This is a genomic window from Pseudomonas sp. 43(2021), from assembly GCF_017490805.1.
Classification (GTDB): Bacteria; Pseudomonadota; Gammaproteobacteria; order Pseudomonadales; family Pseudomonadaceae; genus Aquipseudomonas.
Genome location: NZ_JAFGYJ010000038.1, coordinates 16,927 through 38,807, shown reverse-complemented (window position 1 = coordinate 38,807; position 21,881 = coordinate 16,927). Strand labels below are relative to the sequence as shown.

Annotated in this window: 24 protein-coding genes; 13 read left to right on the top strand and 11 right to left on the bottom strand. The window is 65.5% G+C overall.

The annotated features are described in order from the left end of the window. Positions 1 to 91: 91 nt before the first annotated feature. On the bottom strand, positions 92 to 1,003 hold the full coding sequence (locus J5M71_RS24285; protein WP_207837829.1) for an AraC family transcriptional regulator: 912 nt from the start codon (positions 1,001 to 1,003) through the stop codon (positions 92 to 94). A 102-nt stretch (positions 1,004 to 1,105) separates the two neighbouring features. Here J5M71_RS24285 and J5M71_RS24280 point away from each other — a divergent pair, with 102 nt between their 5' ends. From J5M71_RS24280 to J5M71_RS24260, 5 genes are all read left to right on the top strand, one after another. After that, positions 1,106 to 1,666 (top strand): carboxymuconolactone decarboxylase family protein, encoded by a 561-nt coding sequence (locus J5M71_RS24280; RefSeq protein ID WP_207837827.1) that lies wholly within the window; start codon positions 1,106 to 1,108, stop codon positions 1,664 to 1,666. Between the two features lie 99 nt (positions 1,667 to 1,765). Beyond that, positions 1,766 to 2,830, top strand: a complete 1,065-nt coding sequence (locus J5M71_RS24275) for an acyl-CoA dehydrogenase family protein (protein ID WP_207837825.1) — start codon at positions 1,766 to 1,768, stop codon at positions 2,828 to 2,830. After that, positions 2,827 to 3,648: an ABC transporter ATP-binding protein gene (locus J5M71_RS24270; RefSeq protein ID WP_207837823.1), complete on the top strand. Its 822-nt coding sequence runs from the start codon at positions 2,827 to 2,829 to the stop codon at positions 3,646 to 3,648. Before J5M71_RS24275 ends, J5M71_RS24270 begins: the two co-directional genes overlap by 4 nt. Then, a complete protein-coding gene (locus J5M71_RS24265) occupies positions 3,635 to 4,840 on the top strand; it encodes an ABC transporter substrate-binding protein (RefSeq protein ID WP_207837821.1) in 1,206 nt (401 codons plus the stop codon). The genes J5M71_RS24270 and J5M71_RS24265 overlap by 14 nt, the downstream gene beginning before the upstream one ends. After that, positions 4,840 to 5,595: an ABC transporter permease gene (locus tag J5M71_RS24260; protein ID WP_207837819.1), complete on the top strand. Its 756-nt coding sequence runs from the start codon at positions 4,840 to 4,842 to the stop codon at positions 5,593 to 5,595. Before J5M71_RS24265 ends, J5M71_RS24260 begins: the two co-directional genes overlap by 1 nt. A gap of 111 nt (positions 5,596 to 5,706) precedes the next feature. Here the strand turns inward: J5M71_RS24260 and J5M71_RS24255 are convergent, their stop codons facing one another. Both J5M71_RS24255 and argC read right to left on the bottom strand, forming a co-directional pair. Continuing rightward, complete coding sequence (locus J5M71_RS24255) at positions 5,707 to 6,393, bottom strand: GNAT family N-acetyltransferase (RefSeq protein WP_063913653.1); 687 nt, start codon at positions 6,391 to 6,393, stop codon at positions 5,707 to 5,709. A gap of 79 nt (positions 6,394 to 6,472) precedes the next feature. Beyond that, positions 6,473 to 7,414, bottom strand: coding sequence for an N-acetyl-gamma-glutamyl-phosphate reductase (gene argC, locus J5M71_RS24250; RefSeq protein WP_207837816.1), 942 nt, complete (start codon positions 7,412 to 7,414; stop codon positions 6,473 to 6,475). Positions 7,415 to 7,522: 108 nt separating this feature from the next. On the opposite strand from argC, the gene J5M71_RS24245 reads away from it, so the two are divergent. Next, positions 7,523 to 8,404 carry a LysR family transcriptional regulator gene (locus tag J5M71_RS24245; protein WP_207837813.1) on the top strand — a complete coding sequence of 294 codons (882 nt, stop codon included), beginning with the start codon at positions 7,523 to 7,525 and terminating at the stop codon, positions 8,402 to 8,404. 23 nt (positions 8,405 to 8,427) lie between these two features. Here the strand turns inward: J5M71_RS24245 and J5M71_RS24240 are convergent, their stop codons facing one another. After that, on the bottom strand, positions 8,428 to 8,634 hold the full coding sequence (locus tag J5M71_RS24240) for a 4-oxalocrotonate tautomerase family protein (protein ID WP_061551649.1): 207 nt from the start codon (positions 8,632 to 8,634) through the stop codon (positions 8,428 to 8,430). A gap of 16 nt (positions 8,635 to 8,650) precedes the next feature. Next, a complete protein-coding gene (locus tag J5M71_RS24235) occupies positions 8,651 to 9,385 on the bottom strand; it encodes an SDR family oxidoreductase (RefSeq protein WP_207837810.1) in 735 nt (244 codons plus the stop codon). Positions 9,386 to 9,509: 124 nt separating this feature from the next. Here J5M71_RS24235 and J5M71_RS24230 point away from each other — a divergent pair, with 124 nt between their 5' ends. Further along, a complete protein-coding gene (locus J5M71_RS24230) occupies positions 9,510 to 10,418 on the top strand; it encodes a LysR family transcriptional regulator (protein ID WP_207837806.1) in 909 nt (302 codons plus the stop codon). 104 nt (positions 10,419 to 10,522) lie between these two features. Continuing rightward, a complete protein-coding gene (locus tag J5M71_RS24225) occupies positions 10,523 to 10,795 on the top strand; it encodes a hypothetical protein (RefSeq protein WP_207837804.1) in 273 nt (90 codons plus the stop codon). A gap of 126 nt (positions 10,796 to 10,921) precedes the next feature. Here the strand turns inward: J5M71_RS24225 and J5M71_RS24220 are convergent, their stop codons facing one another. Continuing rightward, positions 10,922 to 11,572: a TIGR04211 family SH3 domain-containing protein gene (locus J5M71_RS24220; RefSeq protein WP_207837802.1), complete on the bottom strand. Its 651-nt coding sequence runs from the start codon at positions 11,570 to 11,572 to the stop codon at positions 10,922 to 10,924. Positions 11,573 to 11,776: 204 nt separating this feature from the next. Here J5M71_RS24220 and J5M71_RS24215 point away from each other — a divergent pair, with 204 nt between their 5' ends. Next, the gene (locus J5M71_RS24215) at positions 11,777 to 12,256 is read left to right on the top strand and encodes a VOC family protein (RefSeq protein ID WP_207837800.1); all 480 of its coding nucleotides are present in this window, start codon (positions 11,777 to 11,779) and stop codon (positions 12,254 to 12,256) included. Between the two features lie 66 nt (positions 12,257 to 12,322). Here J5M71_RS24215 and J5M71_RS24210 read toward each other — a convergent pair whose 3' ends face one another. After that, positions 12,323 to 14,071, bottom strand: coding sequence for a BCCT family transporter (locus J5M71_RS24210; protein ID WP_207837798.1), 1,749 nt, complete (start codon positions 14,069 to 14,071; stop codon positions 12,323 to 12,325). A gap of 317 nt (positions 14,072 to 14,388) precedes the next feature. On the opposite strand from J5M71_RS24210, the gene J5M71_RS24205 reads away from it, so the two are divergent. The 4 genes from J5M71_RS24205 (at position 14,389) to J5M71_RS24190 (ending at position 16,565) form a co-directional block, all read left to right on the top strand. After that, a complete protein-coding gene (locus J5M71_RS24205) occupies positions 14,389 to 14,706 on the top strand; it encodes a hypothetical protein (RefSeq protein WP_207837796.1) in 318 nt (105 codons plus the stop codon). A gap of 8 nt (positions 14,707 to 14,714) precedes the next feature. Further along, positions 14,715 to 14,915, top strand: a complete 201-nt coding sequence (locus tag J5M71_RS24200; RefSeq protein WP_063913642.1) for a DUF1289 domain-containing protein — start codon at positions 14,715 to 14,717, stop codon at positions 14,913 to 14,915. A gap of 50 nt (positions 14,916 to 14,965) precedes the next feature. Next, positions 14,966 to 15,607: a LysE family translocator gene (locus tag J5M71_RS24195; RefSeq protein ID WP_207837794.1), complete on the top strand. Its 642-nt coding sequence runs from the start codon at positions 14,966 to 14,968 to the stop codon at positions 15,605 to 15,607. 166 nt (positions 15,608 to 15,773) lie between these two features. After that, on the top strand, positions 15,774 to 16,565 hold the full coding sequence (locus J5M71_RS24190; RefSeq protein ID WP_207837792.1) for a transporter substrate-binding domain-containing protein: 792 nt from the start codon (positions 15,774 to 15,776) through the stop codon (positions 16,563 to 16,565). A 17-nt stretch (positions 16,566 to 16,582) separates the two neighbouring features. Here J5M71_RS24190 and J5M71_RS24185 read toward each other — a convergent pair whose 3' ends face one another. The 4 genes from J5M71_RS24185 to J5M71_RS24170 all read right to left on the bottom strand — a co-directional run bounded on the left by J5M71_RS24185 (position 16,583) and on the right by J5M71_RS24170 (position 21,813). Next, positions 16,583 to 17,596, bottom strand: a complete 1,014-nt coding sequence (locus J5M71_RS24185; RefSeq protein ID WP_207837790.1) for an XdhC family protein — start codon at positions 17,594 to 17,596, stop codon at positions 16,583 to 16,585. Between the two features lie 151 nt (positions 17,597 to 17,747). Further along, on the bottom strand, positions 17,748 to 19,091 hold the full coding sequence (locus J5M71_RS24180) for a cytochrome c (protein ID WP_207837787.1): 1,344 nt from the start codon (positions 19,089 to 19,091) through the stop codon (positions 17,748 to 17,750). 17 nt (positions 19,092 to 19,108) lie between these two features. Beyond that, complete coding sequence (locus tag J5M71_RS24175) at positions 19,109 to 21,358, bottom strand: molybdopterin cofactor-binding domain-containing protein (RefSeq protein ID WP_207837785.1); 2,250 nt, start codon at positions 21,356 to 21,358, stop codon at positions 19,109 to 19,111. Next, positions 21,358 to 21,813: a (2Fe-2S)-binding protein gene (locus J5M71_RS24170; protein WP_063913636.1), complete on the bottom strand. Its 456-nt coding sequence runs from the start codon at positions 21,811 to 21,813 to the stop codon at positions 21,358 to 21,360. Before J5M71_RS24170 ends, J5M71_RS24175 begins: the two co-directional genes overlap by 1 nt. Positions 21,814 to 21,881 lie beyond the last annotated feature (68 nt).

Genomic DNA, 21,881 nt, shown 5'->3' with positions numbered 1-21,881 from the left:
GGGTAAACCCGCTCCCACAGGGGCATCACAATCTCTGAGACTTGTGGGGTACCTGTGGGAGCGGGTTTACCCGCGAAGAGGCCAGTCCAGGCTAACGCCCCTCATGCTGCCGCCGATACGCCCCCGGCTGTACCCCCACCGCCTTGGCAAACGCCCGGGTAAACGCCGCCACCGACTGGTACCCCACCTGCGCCCCCACCTGCTCCACGGTATGCCCCGCCTGTAGCAACTGGCTGGCATGGCGCATGCGCAACGCCAGCAGTACTTGCCCCGGCGACTGTCCGGCCAGTTCATTGAAACGCTTGAAAAACGCCGACCGCGACAACCCGGTGCAGGCCGCCATGCTTTCCAGCGTCCACGCTTGCCCCGGTTGCTCGATCAACTGCTCCAGCAGCCCGGCAAACGCCGGTTGCCGGGCGAGGGCGACCAGCCCGCCCAGCGATTGCCCGGCATGCACCTGCTGGCGCAGCACATACAGGAACAACAAGTGCGTCAGCCGCTCCAGCAACCCTTGCGATGGCCCGGCGGCGCGCCGGCATTCCTCCAGAATCAGCTCGAACAACGCCCGCGCCGCATGCCCGGCCGGTTCATTGGCGCGCAGCAATATCCAGTCGGCCAGGCCGTCGACGATCAGCGCCGACAAGCCCGGCTTGAAGTGGAAGAAACCACACACCAGCCCCACGCCATCGACCGCCTCGGTGTCCATGGCCTGCATGCGCTGGCGCGGCTGGGCGCAGGCACTGGCCGGGTCCTGGTCGCTGGCCAGGCGATAGCCGAGGTCGCGCAGCAGGAACACCGCATCGCCGGCCTCCAGCCGCAGTGCCTCGGGCTGGCCGTCGATGTGCAACCAGCAATGCCCCTGCACCACCAGGTGGAAGCTGGCCCGGCCCATGCCCTGGGTGCTGGCGTGCCAGCCGCCGCAGTAGCGGCCTACATGGAACAGGCTGGCATCGAGCTCCAGGCCTTCTAATAACCAATCGACAAGGTGGCTGGACGAAATCATCTAATGCAAAGACTCAAGAGCAAGGAAAGGCGACTGATGAATATGGAGGGTAGTTCTTATAACCAACAGACTGTAGTGACACCCATCAAAGGAGACCACTCCATGTCCTCGCGCATTACTTTACACACGCTGCAGAGCGCCCCGGAAGCGGCCCGTCCGTTCCTCGAGAACGCGCAGAAGAACTCCGGCTTCATCCCCAACCTGCTGGGCGTGCTGGCCAATGCCCCGGCGGCACTGGAAACCTACGTGACCGTTTCGGCACTCAACGGCAAATCCGTACTGAGCCTGGCCGAGCGTGAAGTGGTGCAACTGATTGCCGCCACCCAGCATGGCTGCGACTTCTGCGTGGCCGGCCACACGGCCGTGGCCCTGAACAAGGCCAAGCTGCCGCAGGAGGTGGTCGATGCCCTGCGTGCCCGTGGCGAGCTGCCCGATGCCCGTTATGAAACCCTGGCCGCGTTCGCCCGCGAAGTGATCGCCACCCGTGGCAATGTCAGCGAGGCCACATACCAGGCCTTCCGAGCGGCCGGCTTCAGTGAAGGTAACGCGCTGGAGGTGATTCTGGGCGTGAGCCTCGCAACCCTGTGCAACTTTGCTAATGTGTTCGCCCAGACGCCGCTCAATGACGAGCTGGGCAAGTACCGCTGGCAGCCATCTGCATAGACCCAGTTTGCTAGCGGCCATGATGCGGTCGTTGCAGGAGCGGCCTTGTGCCGCGAACGGGCCGCAAAGCGGCCCCGGCGTCCCAAAAGGAGCAAGACCATGCAAGATTGTGCATTTCGACACTGGCTGGATGCCAATGCCGAGGCCATTGATCGGGGCCAGTGCGAGCCTCAGCTGGTGCTGGCGCAGATCGCCGAATCGCAGCTGCTGCGCGTCGGTGTCGACCCGGCCCTGGGTGGCACGGGCGGGCAGGTGACCGACGCGGTCGAGGCCATCGCCGCGATCGCCAGCCGCTCGCTGGCAGCGGCGTTCGTCTGCTGGGGCCAGCGCGCCTTCATCGAATACCTGTTGCACAGCCCCAACCAGCCTCTGCGCGAGCGCCTGCTGCCGCGCCTGCTGACTGGCGAACTGGCCGGCGCCACCGGGCTGTCCAACGCCATGAAGTTCCTGTCCGGCATCGAAGCCCTGCAGGTGCGCGGCCGCCCGGCAGAGGATGGCTGGCACCTGGAAGGTCGCCTGCACTGGGTGACCAACCTGCGCAAAAGCGGCTTCGTGGTGGCTGCGGCCATCGAAGACGAAGGCGGTGGCGCCCCGTTCGTGCTGGCCATTCCGTCCGACGCACAGGGCCTGGAGCGCTCCGACGACCTGCAACTGATGGGGCTGCAGTCGAGCAATACCGCGGCACTGGCCTTCCACCAGGTGCAATTGCAGCGTGGCTGGTTACTGCACGAAAATGCCCGCGAGTTCCTGCCGCGGGTACGCCCGGCGTTCCTGGCGCTGCAATGCGGCATGGCCATTGGCCTGGCGCGGCGGGCGCTGGCGGAAGTGCAGGCACACCTGCATGGCCGTGCCTCGTTCCTCGACGAAGCACGCCTGGTACTCAGCGAGCGCCTGGAAAACACCGTGAGCGAGCTCAAGCAGGGCCTGCTCGATGGCCGCTTCCAGCAGCATCCGGCTGCCTTGTTCAAGCTGCGCATCACCCTGGCCGAAAGCGCTGCCGACGCCGTCCAGCTGGAGTTGCAGGCCAGTGGTGGCAAAGCTTACCTCAGCGAGTACGGTGAAGGCTTTGCCCGCCGCTGGCGCGAGTCGGCTTTCGTGCCGATCGTCACGCCCAGCCTGGTGCAACTGCGCGCCGAACTGCAACGCCAGGCGGGCGCGGCATGAGCCCAGTGTTGCTCGAAGCCCGCGACATCAGCCTGGGCTACCCGCGCGAGGGTGGCTGGCAGGCGGTGCTGGCGCAGTTCGACCTGCAGCTGGCACCGGGCGAAGTGGTGACCATCCTCGGCCCCAGCGGGGTTGGCAAGTCCAGCCTGCTGCGGGTGCTGGCCGGCCTGCAACAGCCCCGCAGTGGCAGCGTGACCCTGCACGGCCAGCCGCTGCAGGGCCCGCACCCACGCCTGGCGGTGGCCTTCCAGGACCCGAGCCTGTTGCCCTGGTTGAGCCTGGAGAAGAACGTCGCCTTCGGCCTGGACTTCGCCCGCCAGCCCAAACTGGCCGCTGCCGAACGGCGCGCCCGCATCGACCACGCGATTGCCGCTGTCGGCCTGGCCCATGCCCGCGGCCAGTACCCGGCGCAGTTGTCCGGGGGCATGGCCCAGCGCACTGCGCTGGCCCGCTGCCTGGCCCGCCAGCCCGAAGTGCTGCTGCTCGACGAGCCGTTCGGCGCGCTCGATGAAGTGACCCGGGCCGACATGCAGCAACTGCTGCTGCAACTGATCGCCACCCATAACACGGCGGCGGTGCTGATCACTCACGATATCGACGAAGCCCTGCTGCTGTCCGACCGGGTCCTGCTACTGGGCAACCACCCAGCGCACACCCTCGGCCAGTGGCACATCGACCTGCCGCAACCACGGACGCAGCGGGTCGAGGAACTGGGCGCCTTGCGCATCGAAATCCTCAAAACCCTTCGGCGGGCAAGCCGCACAGTCGAACCCACCCCAACCCCGTTGCCCTCGGAGGCTGTCCATGTGCATGGATGACTGCTGTTCCTCTTCTTCGCGTCGCGATTTCCTCAAGCTTGGCGCCATGCTCACGGCCGCCGGTGCGCTGCCGTTGCTGTCGAGCCTGCAGGCCCGGGCCGCCACCGAGCCGGACGCGCCGGTGCGTATCGGCTACCTGCCGATCACCGACGCCACGCCGCTGCTGGTGGCGCACAACAACGGCCTGTTCGAGGCCGAAGGCATCAAGGCCGAGCGCCCGGTGCTGCTGCGCAGCTGGGCGCAGGTGATCGAGGCGTTCATCTCCGGCCAGGTCAATGTCATTCACCTGCTGTCGCCAATGACCGTGTGGGCCCGCTACGGCAGCAAGGTGCCGGCCAAGGTGGTGGCCTGGAACCATGTGGGCGGTTCCGGCCTGACCGTGGCCCCGGACATCAGCGACATGAAACAGCTGGGCGGCAAGACCGTGGCCATCCCGTTCTGGTATTCCATCCATAACGTGGTGCTGCAGCAGATGCTCAACGACAACGGCCTGACCCCGGTGTCGAAGCCGGCCAATGCGCCACTGGCCGGCAACGAAGTCAACCTGCTGGTGTTGCCGCCATCCGACATGCCGCCGGCGCTGGCCAGCAAGCGCATCGCTGGCTATATCGTCGCCGAGCCATTCAACGCCCTGGCCGAGAACCTCAAGGTCGGCCGCGTGCAGCGCTTTACCGGCGATGTGTGGCGCAACCACGCCTGCTGCGTGGTGTTCATGCACGAGCACGACCTGAACAACCGCCCGGAGTGGTCGCAGAAGGTGGTCAACGCCATCGTCAAGGCCCAGCACTGGACCCGCGACCACCGCGCCGAGGCCGCCGCGTTGTTGTCCAAGGCCGGCCCCAACAAGTACACCCCGCATGAGCCCGCAGTGCTGAGCAAAGTGCTGGCCCCGGCTGCCGAAGACCGTGCCGGTTATATTGCCAGTGGCGCCATTCGCCACCAGCAGTGGGACGAAAAACGCATCGATTTCCAGCCTTACCCGTTCCCCAGCTACACGGAGGAACTGGTCAAGCGCCTGAAAACCACCCTGATCGAGGGTGACCACGCGTTCCTGGCCGGCCTGGACCCGGCGCAGACCGCCCGCGACCTGGTCGACGACCGCTTCGTGCGCAACGCCATCGCTACCGTTGGCGGGCCGTCGGTGTTCGGCATTGCCGACAACTTCGAGCGTAGCGAGGAGTTCGCGGTCTGATGCGCACGCATGTCGTTCATGCCGGCCTGGGTCTGGCCGGGTTGCTGGGGTTGTTGCTGTTGTGGTGGGCCGGTGTTGCGCTGTTCGGCCAGGCCGATGGCCTGTCGGCGCGCTTTTCGCCGGCGGCGACCCTGGCCAGCCTGGTCGAGTTGCTGGGGCAGGGCGAGGTTTACGGGCATATCTGGGTCAGCCTCAAGCGCATCCTGGTCGGGCTGCTGCTGGCGCTGCTGATTGGTGTGCCGCTGGGCTTGCTGGTGGGCAGCTACCGGCACCTGGAGGCGGCGACCACGCCGGCGTTCCAGTTCCTGCGCATGATCTCGCCGCTGTCGTGGATGCCGGTGGTGGTGATGCTGATGGGCGTGGGGGACCAGCCTATCTACTTCCTGCTGGCGTTTGCCGCGTTGTGGCCGATCTTGCTGAACACGGCGGCCGGGGTAAGGCAGCTGGACCCGCGCTGGTTGCAGTTGAGCCGCAGTTTGAGTGCGACGCGCCGGGAGACCTTGTGCAAGGTGATCGTGCCCGGTGTGATCGGCCATGTGCTGACCGGCGTGCGCCTGGCCATCGGCATTCTGTGGATCGTGCTGGTGCCGTGCGAAATGCTCGGGGTTAGTGCCGGGCTGGGGTACTTCATTCTCGATACCCGCGACCGGTTGGCGTATTCCGAGCTGATGGCGATGGTGCTGCTGATCGGGGTGCTGGGGTTTGTGCTCGATGCCTTTGCGCGTGGGTTGCATCGGCGTTGGGTGCATGGCTGAAGGGCCAGAGGGGCTTCTTCGCGGGCTTGCCCGCCCCCACAGGTATCCTGCCGCCCTTTGGCCTTGTGATACCCCTGTGGGAACGGGCGAGCCCGCGAACAGGCCCTCGGATCAATGTACGGTCTTGCGCTGCCGTACACACTCCTGCGCCTGAGCGGTCAGTTCGTCCAGCCGCTCATCCCGCATCTGCTCCGCTTCGATCATCGCATCCTCACCTTGCTGGTTGAGCAGGTAGGTATGGATCTGCATCACTTCCGCCGTCTGGTAGATCGGCGCAATATCCAGCCGTCCGATCAGCGCGCCACTAGCCTGCCCGGTACTGCTCATCAGCACCTGCGGCCCATTGGCGGCCACCACCTGCATGCCCATCGCCTCGAACCACGGTACCTGGCTGGCAAAGGCATTCAACTCGACGCAGGCATGGCGTGCCTGCAGGTCGCCCAGCAGCGCACGGGCGATACCCTGGCGGCGATGGCTGGCGCGTACGGCCAGGAACGCCAGGGCGCACGCCTGTTCATCGTCCTCGGCCGGCAGCGACAGGGCAAAGCCCAGCAATTGGTCCGGCGCGTCGGCATCCAGCGCCAGGGTCAGTGCCACGGCCAGGCCGCGGGTGCCGTCCAGCGCTTGCAGGTACTGGTGCACTTCCATGCCGACGCCGTACTGGTACAGCGGGTACAGCGGGTTGTCGGCGCTGATGGCGACACTGCTCAGTTCGCCGACGTGGTGGATCACCAGCTCGCGGATCTGGTTCTGGAAAGATTCAGGCGGCACGCTGTCGAGGCGGCTCAGGATGAACATCGGGGGGCAGGCTCCGGCGGGTAGATAGACAGCCCGCGCCGTGCGGGCGCGGGCTGTACAGTCTAACCGGTTTTGCCGATCAGCCTTGTACCTGTAATGCACCGAGCATCAGGTCGAGGTTTTGCACCGCCGCGCCGGAGGCACCTTTGCCGAGGTTGTCGAACACTGCGGTCAGCAGCACCTGGCCGTGCTCCGGGTTGGCGTAAAGCGCCAGGCGCAGGTCGTTGCTGTCGTTCAACGCCTCGGGGTCGAGGTTCGGCGCTGCGCCGTGCTGGTGCAGGGGCATCAGCTGGACGTGGCGGGCACCCTGGTAATGCTGCTCCAGGCAGGCCTGCAGCTGCTCGGCACTGACCTGGCCGGGCAGCAGGCGCAACTGCAGCGGGATGCTCAGCACAATGCCCTGGCGGTAGGCACCGTAGCCGGGCATGAACATCGGCCGCGCCGACAGCCCGGCGTGCTGCTGGATTTCCGGCACGTGCTTGTGCGCCAGTTCCAGTCCGTACAGTTGCAGAGCCGGGGTTTTGCCAGCGGTGGGCCGCTCATGCCGTTCGACTGCGGCGCGGCCACCACCGGAATAGCCGGAGATGGCGTGGATGTTCAGCGGGTAATCCGCTGGCAGCAGGCCAGCCTTGACCAGTGGGCGCAGCAGGGCGATGGCGCCGGTGGGGTAGCAGCCGGGGTTGCTGACGCGCTTGCTGTGCGCGATGCGTTCGGCTTGCTGCTCGTCGAGCTCCGGCAGGCCATAGACCCAGCCTGGGGTGGTGCGGTGCGCGGAGCTTGCGTCGATCACCCGCACCTGCGGGTTGTGGATCGTCGTCACGGCCTCGCGGGCGGCCTCGTCGGGCAGGCACAGCAGGGCGATGTCGGCGCTGTTGATCGCCTCGCGGCGGCGTTGCGGGTCTTTGCGCTCGGCTTCGGCCAGGGTCAGCAGGCGCAGATCGCTGCGGCCTTGCAAGCGGGCATGGATCTGCAGGCCGGTGGTGCCTTGGTCGCCGTCGATGAAGACAACAGGGGTGTGCATGGTCAAAGTCCGGTCGGGGAGGGATGGCCTATGCTCGCCTGTGGCTTTGCTAAAGAAAATTTGAATATGATGATCGATGTATTCATCTTTTCTGAATGAGTTTGGCCCATGCGTGAAATCAGCCTCGATCGCCTGCGCACCTTGGTGGTCATCTCCGACCTGGGCTCCTTTGCCGACGCCGCCCGCCAGCTAAGCCTGGCGCCGCCCACCATCAGCCTGCACGTGGCCGAACTGGAGGCGCGCATCGGCGCCCCCTTGCTCACCCGTACCCGCGGCCAGGTGCGGCCCACGGCCATCGGCGAAACCCTGCTGGCCCGTGCCCGCCGCCTGCTGGCCGACGCCGACCTGGCGCTGGACGAAGTGCGCCGGCAAGTCGAAGGCCTGACCGGGCGGGTGCGCCTGGGCGCTTCCACCGGTGCCATTGCCCACCTGCTGCCGCAGGCGCTGGAGCACCTGCGCACGGTGCACCCGGGGATCGATGTGCAGGTACAGGTGCTGACCTCCCAGGCCTCGCTGACGCGCCTGCGCGAGGGCACGCTGGATATCGGCCTGGTGGCCTTGCCGCAGGTGGCCGGCAAAGGGCTTAGGGTTACCCCCTGGCGGCGTGACCCGATCCTGGCCTACGTGCCGGCCGACTGGCAGCCGCCGGCCAAGGTTACGCCGGCCTGGCTGGCGCAGCGGGCGTTGATCCTCAACGACAGCAGCACCCAGTTGTCGCGGGTGACCGGGGAGTGGTTCGCGGCGGCGGGGTTGTACCCCGAGCCGCGAATCGAGCTGAACTACAACGATGCGATCAAGAGCCTGGTCGGGGCCGGGTATGGGGCGACGTTGCTGCCGCAGGAGGGGGAGGCAGCCGAGCTGGACCGGCGCATTGCCCGCCGGCCGCTGCGGCCAGGGTTGTGGCGGCAATTGGGCATTGCCTGCCGGGAAGGGCAGGTGGAGCGGGCCACAGGGTATGTGTTGCAGGCGCTGGAGCGGTTACGGCAGTAGGGGCCGCAAAGCGGCCCCAGGGATCACCCCCGCTCACGGGCCCGCACCGCAGTCACGGTCTCCCCGCCAACCCCCCAGTTATCGGTCGGTACCTCCTCGATCACCACAAAGGTACTGGCCGGCGGCTTGCCCAGTACCTGCTGCAGCATGCGGGTCGTCTGTTCGATCAGCTGGCGCTTGTGCTCAGCGCTCACGCCTTCATCGGTCACGCGAATGTGGACATAGGGCATGGTTCTCGCTCCTCTGTTAATGCCAGGTGCCAGCGGTGCTACCGCCATCCACCGGCAGGATCACGCCGCTGACGAAACGTGAGTCGGCCAGGTACAACACCGCATCCACAACATCCTGCGGCGTGCCGGTGCGGCCACTGGGTGACAGCGCGCCCAGCCCCTGCACATTGCCGCCATGCAGCGGCGTATCGATGATCCCTGGCGCCACCGCATTCACTTGCACGCCGCTGGCCGCCAGTTCCAGCGCCAGGCCTTTCACCGCCTGGTTCAGGCCGCCCTTGACCAGCACCGGCAGCAGGGCCGGCACGCGGGTGTCCGGTTGCAAGGCGATGGAGGCGGTGATGGCGATGATCTGTCCATGCCCTTGCCTGGTCATGATCCGCGCCGCTTCCTGGGCAGGGTAGAAGAAACCCTTGAGGTTGGTGCCGACCAGGGCGTCGACATCCGCTTCGCTGTACTCGGCAAACGGCTTGGCAATGAAGATGCCGGCGTTGTTGATCAGCAGGTCGACCCCGCCAAAGGCTTGCTCAGCGCTGGCGAACAGGCGCTGCGCCGTGCCCGGCTCGGCGATGTCGCCAGCTACGCCGATGAAGCGCGAAGGGTTGCCGAGGCGGGCGGCGGCCTGCTCCAGGCGGGCCTGGCTGCGGGCATTGCCGACCACGTTGTCGCCGCGTTCGAGGAAGGCCTCGGCCAGGGCGAAACCCAGGCCGCTGGAGGCTCCGGTGATGATGACGGTGCGTGGCGTGTTCATGTGCATGATCTCCAGTGAAGTGAGCCATGGGCTCGGTGTGGAGCCACTGTAGGCTGCTATCAGCACTTGAAAAATGAGGCGAAGGGCATTTCAATCGATACATCATGTAATCAATCGAGCCGTCATGACCCGCCATTTCGATGACCTGCAACTGGGCAGCCTGGAGCTGTTCTGCCTGGCCGCCGACAGCGGCAGTTTCACTGCTGCGGCCACGGAGGCCGGCGTTACCCCGGCGGCGGTCAGCCGCAGCGTGGCGCGCCTGGAAGAGCGCCTGGGCGTGCGCTTGTTCGTCCGCACCACCCGGCAGATGCGCCTGTCCGCAGCGGGCCAGGCCTATTACCAGCAATGCCGGCAGGCGCTGGGGCAACTGGTCGAGGCCGAGCGCCAGGTCACGGGCGGGCAGGTCGAGCCGAGCGGCCGCCTGCGCATCAGTGCGCCCACGCCTTATGCCCATCACCGGCTGTTGCCGCTGCTGCCGCGGTTTCGCCAGCGCTACCCGAAGGTGCAGGTGGATGTGCATGTCAGCAACCGCAACGTCGACTTCGCCGAGGAACCGTTCGACCTGGCGATTCGTGGCCGCGAGCCGGCCGATTCACGGCTGGTGGCGCGCCGCCTGGAAGATGCCGAACTGGTGGTGGTGGCCACACCAGGCTATCTGGCCCGTGCCGGCACGCCACAAACACCGCACGACCTGCTGCAACATGAGTGCATCCAGTTCGAGCTGCCAAGCAGTGGCCGCCGGCCGCCGTGGAGCTTTCGCCAGGATGGCCAGCAGGTGGAGATCGAAACCCAGGGTGGGTTTACCTGCCTGGGCGACTTTCTCGCCACCGCCACGCTGGTGCGTCATGGCGGTGGGCTGATGCAGGCTTACCGCTTTACCGTGCAGGACGCGCTGGCCAGTGGCGAACTGGTGGAAGTGCTCGCTGAGTTTGGCGGGACCTCGCGGCCATTCATGCTGATCTACCCCCAGGCCCGGCACATGCCGCTGCGGGTGCGGGTGTTCATCGATTTCCTGTTTGCCGAGGGGGCATAGCCCCTGGGCTGAGGCGAGGCGCCGGGGCGCATGGCCGTCTATGCTGTTTGCTGCGTCGAGCCTGTCATCTCGACGACCCTTCAGGTTTTCCAGGAGAACGCTCCATGAAATCCACGAAATGCATACCTTTGCTGGTGATTGCCTCGGTCCTCAGTTTTGCCGCACACGCAGACCCTGTGAGCAACTGTGCGGCCAAGATCAAGGAGCTTGAAGACATTCAGAGGACCGATGGCCAGGCACTGCACGGTGGCATGGCGCACGACTACCACGAGCTGTTGAAGCAGGCCAAGGAGGGGCAGACTGCGGGGGACATGACCAAGTGCCAGGCCTCGGCAGACCGGGCCAAGACCATCTACAACAAGGCCCGCGGGAAGTAGCTGCAGTCCTGCACTGGCCTCTTCGCGGGCTTGCCCGCTCCCACAGGTACTGCACAGGCCTTGGGCCTGTTGGAAATCCTGTGGGAGCGGGCAAGCCCGCGAAGAGGCCAGTGCAGGAGGGCCCAGTCAGAACCAGCGATCGTTCTTCCTGCGCCCACGGGTCAGCGACGGCAGGATCAGCCCCGCCAGCAAGCCCGCGCCGGCAATGCTGCCGCCATACACCATGTAGCGCATCATCACCTGCTTGTTCTCGTCCCCCAGGCGTGCCTGGGTATCGCGCAGCTCCGACTGGCTCTGGTCGAGCTGTTCATTCAGCGCCTTGTTGCGCGCTTCCAGCTCGTCGATCAGTTTCTTGCGTGAATCTAGGGTTTCCTGCATGCCCTGCACGCGGTTCTTCCAGCTGTCGTCGATGTTCTTCAATTGCCCGGTCAGGTCCGCGACCTGGGCATCGAGCTGCGGCAGGCGCTCGCCCTGGCCTGGCACCGACTGCAGGTCGTTGCTGAGAATCCACACCACATCGCCGTTTTGCCCGCGCACCTGGCTGTAGTTGCCCTGGCTGCCGATCAGGGTCAGCTTCTGCCCGGACTTGAGCGTACCGACGATGCGGTGGCCATCGGTCGGTCCACTGCGCACATAGGTGCTCAGGCTGTCGCTGACCCAGCGCGCATCGCTGGCAGGCTCTTCGGCGTGCACCGGTACGGCAAGGGCCACCAGGGCGGCGATCAGGCCGCTGCGCAGGGCAGTGAGGGCGGAAGCAGTTGGGCGGGAATCGGGCATGTTGGGTCTTCGCTGAAACAGGACAAAAGTAGGCCCGGTGACTGGGCCGATGAACCGGTCGGTGAGTTGACCGTCAGCGAAAGACCGTTTTTTTGTCAGCAGGTTCACTACCTGATGTCGGAAATGTCTGCAGGATGTTGCAAGGCTCGAACCGGCAACTCCGGACTAGACTCAAGGGCTCACACTCTTTCATGGAGCAAGACCATGACTGCCAAGAACACCATTTGCCTCTGGTATGACAACGATGCCGAAGAGGCCGCGAATTTCTATGCCAGCGTTTTCCCTGACAGCAGAGTGATTGCCGTGCACCAGGCGCCCGCTGACTATCCATCCGGCAAGCAAGGTGACGTGATTACCGTGGAGTTCAGCGTGATGGGGATTCCTTGCGTGGGGCTCAATGGCGGCAAGGCCTTCACGCACTGCGAGGCTTTTTCGTTCCAGGTCAGTACCGAGGACCAGGCCGAGACCGACCGCTTGTGGGATGCCATTGTCGGCAACGGCGGTGAGGCCAGCGTTTGCGGTTGGTGCAAGGACAAGTGGGGGATTTCGTGGCAGATCACCCCACGCATCCTCATCGAAGCCATCGGCCACCCCGACCGGGCGGCGGCCATGCGGGCGTTCGATGCCATGATGCAGATGGGCAAGATCGATGTGGCCAGGATAGAGGCGGCGTTGAAGGGCTGACCACGGCAGTGAAGGCATCTTGATCGGGTGCTGCGCAGCAGCCCCCGATTCCACAAACTTGCCAGGTCAGTTGCCGGTCACTTCGGCCTCTGCCGACGCCGGCTTGGTCGAAGTCTTCTTCTCCTGCACCACGATGTAGAACTCTTCGCCATGTTTCACTGCGCCATAAAGTACGGCCTTTTCGATCAGCTCGTTGCCGCGCAGGTGGCGCAGCATCATCGGGTCCTTGCGCAGGTCGCGGTACAGCGCCAGGCATAGCAGCACCATCACCACGACGAACGGCAGGGCCACGACGATGGTCAGGTTCTGCAGGCCAGTCAGCGCCTCGCCAGGGTCGCGTGGGTCGCCGATTGCCAGCATGATCGCCGCCACCGTACCGGTCAGCGCACCCCAGAAAATCACCGTGCGTCGCGATGGCGTGGTGGTGCCGTGCTCCGATAGCGTGCCCATGACCAGTGAGGCCGCATCGGCACCGGAGACGAAGAAGATACCCACCAGAACCATCACCAGCACTGAAGTCGCCGAGGCCAGCGGGTAGCTGTCCAGCAGCTGGTACAGCGCGTGGTTGCTGTTGACCGCACCATTGGCCAGCTGGAAGGCGCCTTCGCGCAGGGCATCGATACTCGCGCCGCCAAAGATGGTGAACCACACCAGGCTGACCAGGCTCGGTACCAGCAGCACCCCGGTGACGAACTGGCGGATGGTGCGGCCGCGGCTGATACGGGCGATGAACATGCCCACGAACGGCGTCCAGGAAATCCACCAGGCCCAGTAGAACACGGTCCAGCCGGCCAGCCAGCTGTTCATCTGCTCACCGCCGCTGGCGTTGGTGCGGGCCATCATTTCCGGCAGCATCTTGGCGTAGATGCCGATCGAGGTTGGCAGCAGGTTGAGCATCAGCAGGGTCGGGCCGACCAAAAACACGAACACTGCCAGCACCAGTGCCAGCACCATGTTGGTGTTGGACAGCCACTGGATGCCCTTGCCGATGCCCGACACCGCCGAGGTGACGAAGGCAATGGTCAGCAAAGTGATGATCGAGATGTAGAACAGCTTGCCAGGGCTTTCGATCCAGCCGTTGTACTCCAGGCCACCGGCGATCTGCAGCGCGCCGAGGCCCAGCGAGGCAGCCGAGCCGAACAGCGTGGCGAAGATCGCCATCATGTCTATCAGGCGGCCGAGCGGGCCGTTGGCATGCTTGCCGATCAATGGCCGAAAGGCGGCAGAAATCAACTGCGAGCGGCCGCGGCGGAAGGTGCCATAGGCAATCACCAGGCCGACGATGGCGTACATGGCCCAGGGGTGCAGGGTCCAGTGGAACAGCGTGGTGGCCATGGCCACCTGCATCGCCTCGCTGGACTGCCCAGTGGTCGTCCCAGGCGGTGGCGACACGTAGTGCGACAGCGGTTCGGCAACGCCGAAGAACATCAGGCCGATGCCCATGCCGGCGCTGAACATCATCGCCACCCAGGACACCGTGCGGAATTCTGGCTGTTCGCCATCACGGCCCAGCGGAACCCGGCCGTATCGGCTGGCGGCCAGCCACAGCACGAACACCACGAACAGGGTAGAGGTGAGTACGAAGAACCAGCCGAAGTTGAGAATGACCCAGGATTGCGCGCTGGAGGCGCTGCTGGCGAGGCTGGCCTGATTGAGGAAGCCCCAGAGGACGAAAGCGATTGCCAGGAGGCTGGTGAAGCCAAAGACGATCCAGTCAAGCTTGCCCTCGAAATGCCGGTCCTGGCGTGCTTCTGCGGTTTTCGAGGGGTCCGTCACGCCAAGGTCGAGCGTTTCGGTGATGTGTTCCTTTGCCATGAATGATGAGGCCCCTTTCTGGCTTACCTGCAGGTACAGGCTTGTAGTTTTGTGTGGGCTACCGAGTTCGATGACTGCCTCGGCGGGGAGACTGCTGGCACGATTATCCTGTGCAGGAAACGGCAGCTCCTGTCCCGATAGCGCCCCGGGGCGTCCATTACGCGACCTGCCAGATACTTTTAGTTCTGGGGGCGATGGCCCTTTCTGCCTCGCGTTCTGGTACCCTGATGGGCATTCCCCGGGCCTGCACATCCGAGCACCGTAGAAGCGCTGCTGCTTGTGGGCCTGGCCGCACCAGGAAACGGAGATTCGTCAAAATGGCCACTGACCGTGTGAGCCTGATTCATTTCGATAAATTGAGCATGAGCCCTGCCGCTGCCGATCGGTTCCAGAAAGCCCTCGACGCGCTGGAAGCGCTCAAGCTGCAGGACCGTTACGTGTATCTCATCGCTCCTTATCTGGGTGATATCGCTGACGCCTCCGACCGCGAGCAACTGGCCACCGCCCTGGAGCAGGGCTTGCGCGTGGTCGACGAGCTGCTGGCTGCCAGGTCGGTCAGCAAGGTCAAGGCCGAGGAAGTACGCCAGGTGTTTCACAGTGCCGCCGAGCGTGCACAGGCGGAAATGCCCGGCTGAGTGGTGGCATGGCGAAAGACATCGACAACCCTTGCGTCTCGCTGTGCCAGCTCAACAGCGAGTTGTGCGTGAGCTGCGGCCGCACCCGTGACGAAATTCGCAAATGGCGGGGCATGAAGCGCCCCGAGAAGATGGCCACCGTGCAGCGGGCCGCAACGCGAATGAAGGCTATCGCCAAGAAGGCGGCCAAGCGGCAGAATACAGGTTGAACCTGCGTGTCCCGCGCGCGCCCTTTCCTGATTGTCTGACGAGCCTGAAAATGGATTCTCACTCGCTGTTTGCCTTTACCCTGGTCGCTGCCATCGCGATCGCCAGCCCCGGCCCTGCCACCCTGATGGCCATCAACAACAGCCTCGCCCATGGCCAGCGCAGCGCGATCTGGTCGTCACTGGGCAATGGCTCGGGCCTGTTCTGCCTGTCGGCTGCCGCCATGCTGGGGCTGGGTGCGCTGCTGGCCAGTTCCGAAATGCTGTTCAATGCCGTGAAGATCCTGGGGGCGGGCTACCTGTTCTACCTGGGGGCGCGGCAATTGCTGAAAAAGAGCCCGATGCTGGCGCAAGGCGCCGCAGAGGGTATGGCCAAGGTCCGGCCCACGCCGCTGAAGCTGTACAAGTCGGCATTCCTCACGGCAGTGACCAACCCCAAGGCGACCATGTTCTTCACCGCGCTGTTCCCGCAGTTCATCGACCAGGGGGCGGCGTTGCTGCCGCAGTTCCTGATCCTGACCGGAATTTTCGTCGCGTTGTCGCTGGTTTCTCTGAGCCTGTATGCCGCACTGGCGGCGCGGGCCAAGGGCGTGCTGACCCGGCCGTCGCTGTCGCGCTGGGTGAGCCGGGTGGTGGGCACGACCTTTATCGGTTTTGGCGCGGCGATCCTGGCGATGCGCCGGCAGGGTGCCTGAAATATGAGGGCCGCTTGTTCCGGCCGATGAAAGGCCAACCCAATGGCCATACATGGTCCAGACTGTCTACAGCACGCACAGATGGATGCTGCAGTCGACCACAGGATGTGGCAGCCTTTGGCCACCGCTCCGGGTCTCCGGATGATACATGTGCCGAGGGTTGTCGATGATCGAGCGCTGCTTTCGCCACGCTTTGCCGCTGTTGCAGTGCCTGTTGCTGCTGCCGCTGGCGGCGGTAGCGGATGAGGAATGCCGGCGGCTGACTGCTACCGGCAACCCGGAATACCCTCCTTACCTGTGGCGCGACCCGCAAAACCCCCAACAACTGATCGGTGCCAATGCCGACCTGCTCAAGTACCTGGGCAAGCAACTGGGGCTGGAAATCGAGGTGGTCTACGGCGGGCCGTGGTCGCGCGCCCAGGAAGAAGTACGCACGGGCCGAATCGACCTGATGGCCGGGTATTTCCTGACCAAGGACCGTCAGCAACAGATGGACTTCATTACTCCGGCATTTTTGCATACACCCAGCGTTGTCTGGGTGCGCCAGGACAGTGCCTTTGCCTACCGGCAGTGGGCCGACCTGAAGGGCCGCAAAGGTGGCACGCTGGTCAACAACAGCCACGGCCAGCAGTTCGACGACTACGCCAAGGCCAATCTCACCCTCGAAGCGGTACCCGGTGCCAGGCAGGCGTTCGAAAAGTTGGTGCACAAGCGTAGCGACTACGTGGTGTACGAGCAGTACCCCGGCATGGCGCTGGCGCGCACCTTGGGGATTGCCGACACTGTACAGGTGCTGGAGCCACCGATATCCAGCGAAGGGCTGTACCTGGCGCTGTCCCATGAATCGCCCTGCAACCAGCCGCAGCTGCGTGAGGCGCTGGCGAGGGAGATGGAGAAGATCGTTGCCGGGGCGCTGCCGGAGCAGCTGTTGCAGCAAAACCTGGAGCGTTGGCAGTAGCAGCCCGGGATGCGCGCCTACAGGGCCAACTGCGCGGCTTCCTTGGCCCGGGTCACGCTGACCGCGCCGGGCAGGCTGACATTGTTCTTTGCCGCGAGGATCTCGGCCATGACGCTGACGGCGATCTCGGCCGGGGTCTTGCTACCGATATAGATGCCGATAGGGCCGTGCAGGCGCTGCAACGACGCTTCGCTTTCGCCGAAGTGTTCGATCAGCCGCTCGCGGCGCAGCTGGCTGTTGCGCCGTGAGCCGATGGCACCAATGTAGAACGCCGGGCTGTGCAGGGCTTCGAGCAGGGCCAGGTCGTCCAGCTTGGGGTCGTGGCTGACGGCGACAATGGCGCTGCGCAGGTCCGGGGCGAAGGCGCGGACCACGTCGTCCGGCATGCCGGCCAGGCGGTTGACGCCGGCAACGTTCCAGCCTGCGGTGTACTCGGGTCGCGGGTCGCACAGTGAAACGCTGAAGCCATTGAACAGGGCCATGGTCGCCAGGTATTCGGCCAGCGCGCCGGCACCGATCAGCAGCAGGCGGTAGCCGGGGCCTAGGGTGCTGAGCATGTGCTGGCCATCGAAGCTGAACAGTTCGGGCGTGGTGGTGGCGGTGAGGCTGGTTTCACCGCTGCACAGGTCGAGCCCACGATGTACCAGCCTGCCGCTGTCGAGGTCGGCGAGCAGCTGCTCGAGGTGTTGCAACGACGGGGCGAATTCCAGCACCAGTTCGAGGGTACCGCCACAGGGCAGGCCGAAGCGGTGGGCCTCGTCGGCGCTGACGCCATAGCGCACCACCTGGGGCAAGCCGCCCGGCATGCCGGGGCCGCCGTAGGCGCTGGTGTAGCGGTGGATAAGGTCGTCTTCGATGCAGCCGCCAGAGACACTGCCGACCACACGGCCGTCGCTGCGCAGCGCCATCATCGAGCCCACCGGGCGGGGGGAGGAGCCCCAGGTGCGGGCGACCGTGGCAAGCAGGGCGCGGTGGCCGGCGGCGAGCCAGTCTCGGGTGGTGCGCAGGACCAGCAGGTCGATGCTTTCCATGGGGACTCCATTAAACCTGATGTTCAAGGGGGGGCGGTGCCGGCCTCTTCGCGGGCATGCCCGCTCCCACAGGAGTGCACTAGTCATGAGACCTGTGCAGTACCTGTGGGAGCGGATTCACCCGCGAAGAGACCGGTACAGCCACCAGATTTCATCGCATATGCAAAATGATCGGGCTGCTGCTGGCCGGGTCGGTATGCCCACGCAACTTGCCCACCGCCTGCGCATTCACCGCGCCGCCATTGTTCCCCCAGGCGCTGCGCACGAAACCCAGCACATCTGCAATTTCCTGGTCACTCAATTGCTCACGGAAGGCCGGCATGCGATAGGCATCGGGCAACCCGGCCGTCACCACCCGTTGCGAACCATTGAGGGTGATATTGATCGCCGAGGCGTCTTCCTTGGCCAGTGCCGAAGTGGCGCCGGCCAAGGGTGGCATCCATTCGGCCTGGCCCTTGCCGTCCAGGCCGTGGCACGACGCACAGCGGGTTACATAGGTATGCGCCCCAGGGCTATCGAGCCGTGCCGCTGCCGACTGGGCCTGGTATTGCCACGGCGCGCCATCGCGTTGCGGGTCGCCGGGCAGCGACTTGAGGTAGTGGGCGATGGCGGACAGGTCGTCGTCGCTCATGAACTGCGTGGAGTTGTTGAACGCCTCGGTCATCGAGCCGAATACCACTGCATGCCGGTTGCGCCCGGTCTTGAGGAACTGTGCAATCTCGGCCTCGCTCCAGCGCCCCAGCCCGGTATTGGGGGCGGCACGCAGGCTCGGTGCATACCAGCCATCGAGCAGGGCTCCGGCGAGGAACGGTTTGCCGCTGTCATCCAGGGCCTTTTCGTTGAAGGCCAGGCCGCGCGGCGTATGGCAGCTGCCGCAGTGGCCGGGGCCCTGGACGAGGTAGGCGCCGCGGTTCCACTGTGCATCCTGCCCGGCCTGGTCGGCGTATGGCGTGGTGGCGGCGAACAAGCCATTCCACATGGCAATGGGCCAGCGCCAGTTCAGCGGCCAGGGAATGTCGCTGGCCAGGTTGGCCTGCTGCACCGGTTGTACGCCGCGCATGAAGAAGGCGTACAGCGCCTTGACATCGTCATCGCTGAGCTTGGCGTAGGACGGGTAGGGCATGGCCGGGTACAGCCGCCGGCCACCGGGCGCGACGCCCTGGCGTACGGCACGGTCGAAGTCGGCCAGGCTGTAGTGACCGATGCCGGTGTCGCGGTCGGGGGTGATGTTGGTGGCGTGGATCGCCCCCAGCGGGGTGGCCATTTCCAGTCCGCCGGCGAACGGTTTGCCGTCCGGCAGGCTGTGGCACGCCACGCAGTCGCTGAGCCGGGCCACATACTCGCCGCGGCTGACCAGCGCCGGGTCGGTGGCCGTGGCCTGCGTACCGGCAAACGGCGAGGCGGGCTCGCGGGTGACGTACCAGGCCAGCAGGCTTGCCGCGACCAGGCACGGCAGTGCCAGCCAGCAAGCGGTTCTTGCGAAGCGATGGGTCATGGGGCGTCCTTGTGTGCTCAGCTGAAGGTATGGCGGCTCAATGGCAGGCTGCGCACGCGCTGGCCGGTGAGCTGCGCGACTGCGTTGGCCACCGCCGGTGCCACCGCGGGCAACGGTGGCTCGCCGATGCCGCCCATCTTCGCCCCGCTTTCGACAATGCGCACATGTACCCTGGCCATGCGCGACGGCGGCAGGATCGGGTACAGGTCGTAGTTACGCGCGCGCGGCTTGCCATCCACGTACACCGCTTCTTCCAGCAGCGTCTGCGACAGGCCCAGGGCGACGGCGCCGTTGACCTGGTGCTCGATGATGGCCGGGTTGACGATGCTGCCTGGGTCGATGGCCTGCCAGATGTCGTGCACCTTGACCTGGCCGTTCTCGATCGACACTTCGGCAATGACCGCGGCCTCCGAGCCGAACGGCGAGGCCATGGCCACGCCACGCGCCCGTTTGCTGCCATCCTCGGCGGTGAAAGGCCCACGCTTCCAGCCGCCGGACAGTTCGGCGACGGCCTGCAACAGGTTGGTCAGGCGCGGGTTGTCGCGCAGCAGGTGCAGGCGCAGTTCGAACGGGTCCTTGCCGCCTTTGTCGGCCAACTCGTCGAGGAACGACTCATAGAAGAAGTCGTTCAGCGAGTTGCCCACCGAGCGCCAGTAGCCGAGCATGGCCGGGCCTTTGACGTAGATCTGCGCGATGCGCTTGTTGGCGATGGCGTAAGACTTGCCCGACAGCCCTTCGAGCGCGGTCGGGTCGAGCTTTTCGCCTTGCTTGCCGGCGATGGCTTCGGTCGGGCCTTCGGTGGCGCTCACTGCTTCGAGGGCCACCGGCAGGCCGTCGGCATCCAGCCCGGCGCGGAACTTCACCACGGCGACCGGGCGCAGTACATCGCGGAGGAATTCTTCCTCGCGGCTCCAGATGAGTTTCACCGGCCGGCCGACCGCCTTGGCCAAGGCAATGGCCTGCGGGTAGGGGTTGGCCGAGTCGTACAGGAAGTGGCGGCCAAAGAAACCGCCCAGCAGCGGCGAATGCAGGGTGATCTGCGCCGGGGCCAGGCCGGTGCGTTTGGCGATGTCGTCACGGAACATGTCCGGCGCCTGGTTGGGCAGCCACACCTCCAGGGTGCCGTCCGGGTTGAAGCGCGCCAGAGCCGACGGCGGTTCCAGCTGGGCGTGGTTGAGGTACTGGTTGTGGTAGGTGGCCTCGACTTGGGTCTTGGCTCTGGCCAGCATGCCGGCCACATCGCCCTGGTTTTCATCGTCGCGCGCCGGGCCCGTGACCGTGGCCAGGTGTTCGCGCCAACCATCGCTGGAGAAATCGGCCGGCATCGGCCGTACCGGGCTGTCGGCAGCGGGCTCTTTCCAGTCCACCTGGATGGCTTCGACCGCGCGCTTGGCGTGCCACCAGCGTTCGGCAACCACCGCCACGGCGCCCGGCAGTTGATGCACCGAATGCACGCCTTTCATGGCCTTGACCTGGTCTTCGTTGCGCAGGCTGCCGACGGTCATGCCCAGGCGTGGTGCGTGCTGCACGGCAGCGTGGAGCATGCCGTCGACCTTTATGTCGATGCTGTACACGGCCTTGCCGGTGGACTTGTCGTAGGCATCCAGGCGACGTACCGGCTTGCCGATCCAGCGAAACTGGCTGGGGTCGCGCAGCTTGACGCTGGCCGGGTCTGGCACTGGCAGGTCCATGGCACGTCCGGCCAGCTCACCGTAGGGGATGGAACGGCCAGTCGTGGTATGTACCACGTGACCCGGCGTGGTGGAGAGTTCTTCGACCGGCACGCCCAGTTGCTCGGCACCCGCCTGCAGCAGCATGGCCCGGGCCAGGGCGCCCAGACGGCGCATGGTCGGGTAGCTCATGCGCACCGACATGCTGCCGCCGGTGATGCGCATGCCGTTTTCCATCACCACATAGGCTTCCCCGGGCGGCGCGCTGTCGACCACGAAGTTGGCCGGGTCGACGTCCAGCTCTTCACCAACGATCTGCGCCATGGCGGTGAAGGGGCCTTGCCCGCCTTCCATGAATGGACTGAGCAGGCGCACTTTGCCGTCTGGGCGGATCTCCAGAAACGCCGGCACCTGAGTACCGCGCTCCGGCGTTACCGCAGCCGCTGCCTGCACGCGGGCCGACCCCATGGGCAGGCCGAAACCCAGCACCAGGGCACCGACAGCCGTGCCAGCAAGAAAGCGCCGACGCGACAGGTTGACCGTTTCGCCCAGTTGCAGCTTGAGTAGTTCAACGGGGGTATCGACTGGGGTGTTCATCAGGCCTTCTCCCCTTGCGCCAGTTCATGCACGGCGGCATGGATGGCGTTGTAGGTGCCGCAGCGGCACAGGTTTACCATGGCTGCCTCGATCTGCGCGTCACTGGGCTTGGGCGTGTGCTTGAGCAGCGCCGTGGCCGCCATCACCTGGCCGGACTGGCAGTAACCGCACTGGGCCACCTGGTGCTCGACCCAGGCCGCGACCACCCGTTTGCCGACGGCATCGGTCTCGATCGCCTCGATGGTGGTTACCTCGCGCCCGACCACGCCGGCCACCGGGGTGACGCAGGCACGTACCACGTTGCCGTCCACCAGCACCGAACAGGCGCCGCACTGGGCCAGGCCGCAGCCATACTTGGTGCCGGTCAGCCCCAGGTCATCGCGGATCACCCACAGCAGGGGCGTGTCGGCGTCTGCCTCGACCTGGTAGGTCTTCTGGTTGATGCGTAGTTCCATGGTTCACCTGCCCGTCAACGGTTGCTGTCGCCTGGTTTTTTCTGAGCGGGGAGTACGGTGCTCCCCAG

What these genes read in the sequence shown, in the direction of transcription:
- J5M71_RS24220 (WP_207837802.1), bottom strand. Translation starts at nt 11,572, where the DNA reads ATGCCCGATTCCCGCCCAACTGCTTCCGCCCTCACTGCCCTGCGCAGC.
- J5M71_RS24265 (WP_207837821.1), top strand. Translation starts at nt 3,635, where the DNA reads ATGTGCATGGATGACTGCTGTTCCTCTTCTTCGCGTCGCGATTTCCTC.
- J5M71_RS24260 (WP_207837819.1), top strand. Translation starts at nt 4,840, where the DNA reads ATGCGCACGCATGTCGTTCATGCCGGCCTGGGTCTGGCCGGGTTGCTG.
- J5M71_RS24180 (WP_207837787.1), bottom strand. Translation starts at nt 19,091, where the DNA reads ATGACCCATCGCTTCGCAAGAACCGCTTGCTGGCTGGCACTGCCGTGC.
- J5M71_RS24235 (WP_207837810.1), bottom strand. Translation starts at nt 9,385, where the DNA reads ATGAACACGCCACGCACCGTCATCATCACCGGAGCCTCCAGCGGCCTG.
- J5M71_RS24205 (WP_207837796.1), top strand. Translation starts at nt 14,389, where the DNA reads ATGGCCACTGACCGTGTGAGCCTGATTCATTTCGATAAATTGAGCATG.
- argC (WP_207837816.1), bottom strand. Translation starts at nt 7,414, where the DNA reads ATGCACACCCCTGTTGTCTTCATCGACGGCGACCAAGGCACCACCGGC.
- J5M71_RS24210 (WP_207837798.1), bottom strand. Translation starts at nt 14,071, where the DNA reads ATGGCAAAGGAACACATCACCGAAACGCTCGACCTTGGCGTGACGGAC.
- J5M71_RS24270 (WP_207837823.1), top strand. Translation starts at nt 2,827, where the DNA reads ATGAGCCCAGTGTTGCTCGAAGCCCGCGACATCAGCCTGGGCTACCCG.
- J5M71_RS24190 (WP_207837792.1), top strand. Translation starts at nt 15,774, where the DNA reads ATGATCGAGCGCTGCTTTCGCCACGCTTTGCCGCTGTTGCAGTGCCTG.
- J5M71_RS24215 (WP_207837800.1), top strand. Translation starts at nt 11,777, where the DNA reads ATGACTGCCAAGAACACCATTTGCCTCTGGTATGACAACGATGCCGAA.
- J5M71_RS24185 (WP_207837790.1), bottom strand. Translation starts at nt 17,596, where the DNA reads ATGGAAAGCATCGACCTGCTGGTCCTGCGCACCACCCGAGACTGGCTC.
- J5M71_RS24285 (WP_207837829.1), bottom strand. Translation starts at nt 1,003, where the DNA reads ATGATTTCGTCCAGCCACCTTGTCGATTGGTTATTAGAAGGCCTGGAG.
- J5M71_RS24195 (WP_207837794.1), top strand. Translation starts at nt 14,966, where the DNA reads ATGGATTCTCACTCGCTGTTTGCCTTTACCCTGGTCGCTGCCATCGCG.
- J5M71_RS24240 (WP_061551649.1), bottom strand. Translation starts at nt 8,634, where the DNA reads ATGCCCTATGTCCACATTCGCGTGACCGATGAAGGCGTGAGCGCTGAG.
- J5M71_RS24200 (WP_063913642.1), top strand. Translation starts at nt 14,715, where the DNA reads ATGGCGAAAGACATCGACAACCCTTGCGTCTCGCTGTGCCAGCTCAAC.
- J5M71_RS24280 (WP_207837827.1), top strand. Translation starts at nt 1,106, where the DNA reads ATGTCCTCGCGCATTACTTTACACACGCTGCAGAGCGCCCCGGAAGCG.
- J5M71_RS24275 (WP_207837825.1), top strand. Translation starts at nt 1,766, where the DNA reads ATGCAAGATTGTGCATTTCGACACTGGCTGGATGCCAATGCCGAGGCC.
- J5M71_RS24255 (WP_063913653.1), bottom strand. Translation starts at nt 6,393, where the DNA reads ATGTTCATCCTGAGCCGCCTCGACAGCGTGCCGCCTGAATCTTTCCAG.
- J5M71_RS24225 (WP_207837804.1), top strand. Translation starts at nt 10,523, where the DNA reads ATGAAATCCACGAAATGCATACCTTTGCTGGTGATTGCCTCGGTCCTC.
- J5M71_RS24170 (WP_063913636.1), bottom strand. Translation starts at nt 21,813, where the DNA reads ATGGAACTACGCATCAACCAGAAGACCTACCAGGTCGAGGCAGACGCC.
- J5M71_RS24175 (WP_207837785.1), bottom strand. Translation starts at nt 21,358, where the DNA reads ATGAACACCCCAGTCGATACCCCCGTTGAACTACTCAAGCTGCAACTG.
- J5M71_RS24230 (WP_207837806.1), top strand. Translation starts at nt 9,510, where the DNA reads ATGACCCGCCATTTCGATGACCTGCAACTGGGCAGCCTGGAGCTGTTC.
- J5M71_RS24245 (WP_207837813.1), top strand. Translation starts at nt 7,523, where the DNA reads ATGCGTGAAATCAGCCTCGATCGCCTGCGCACCTTGGTGGTCATCTCC.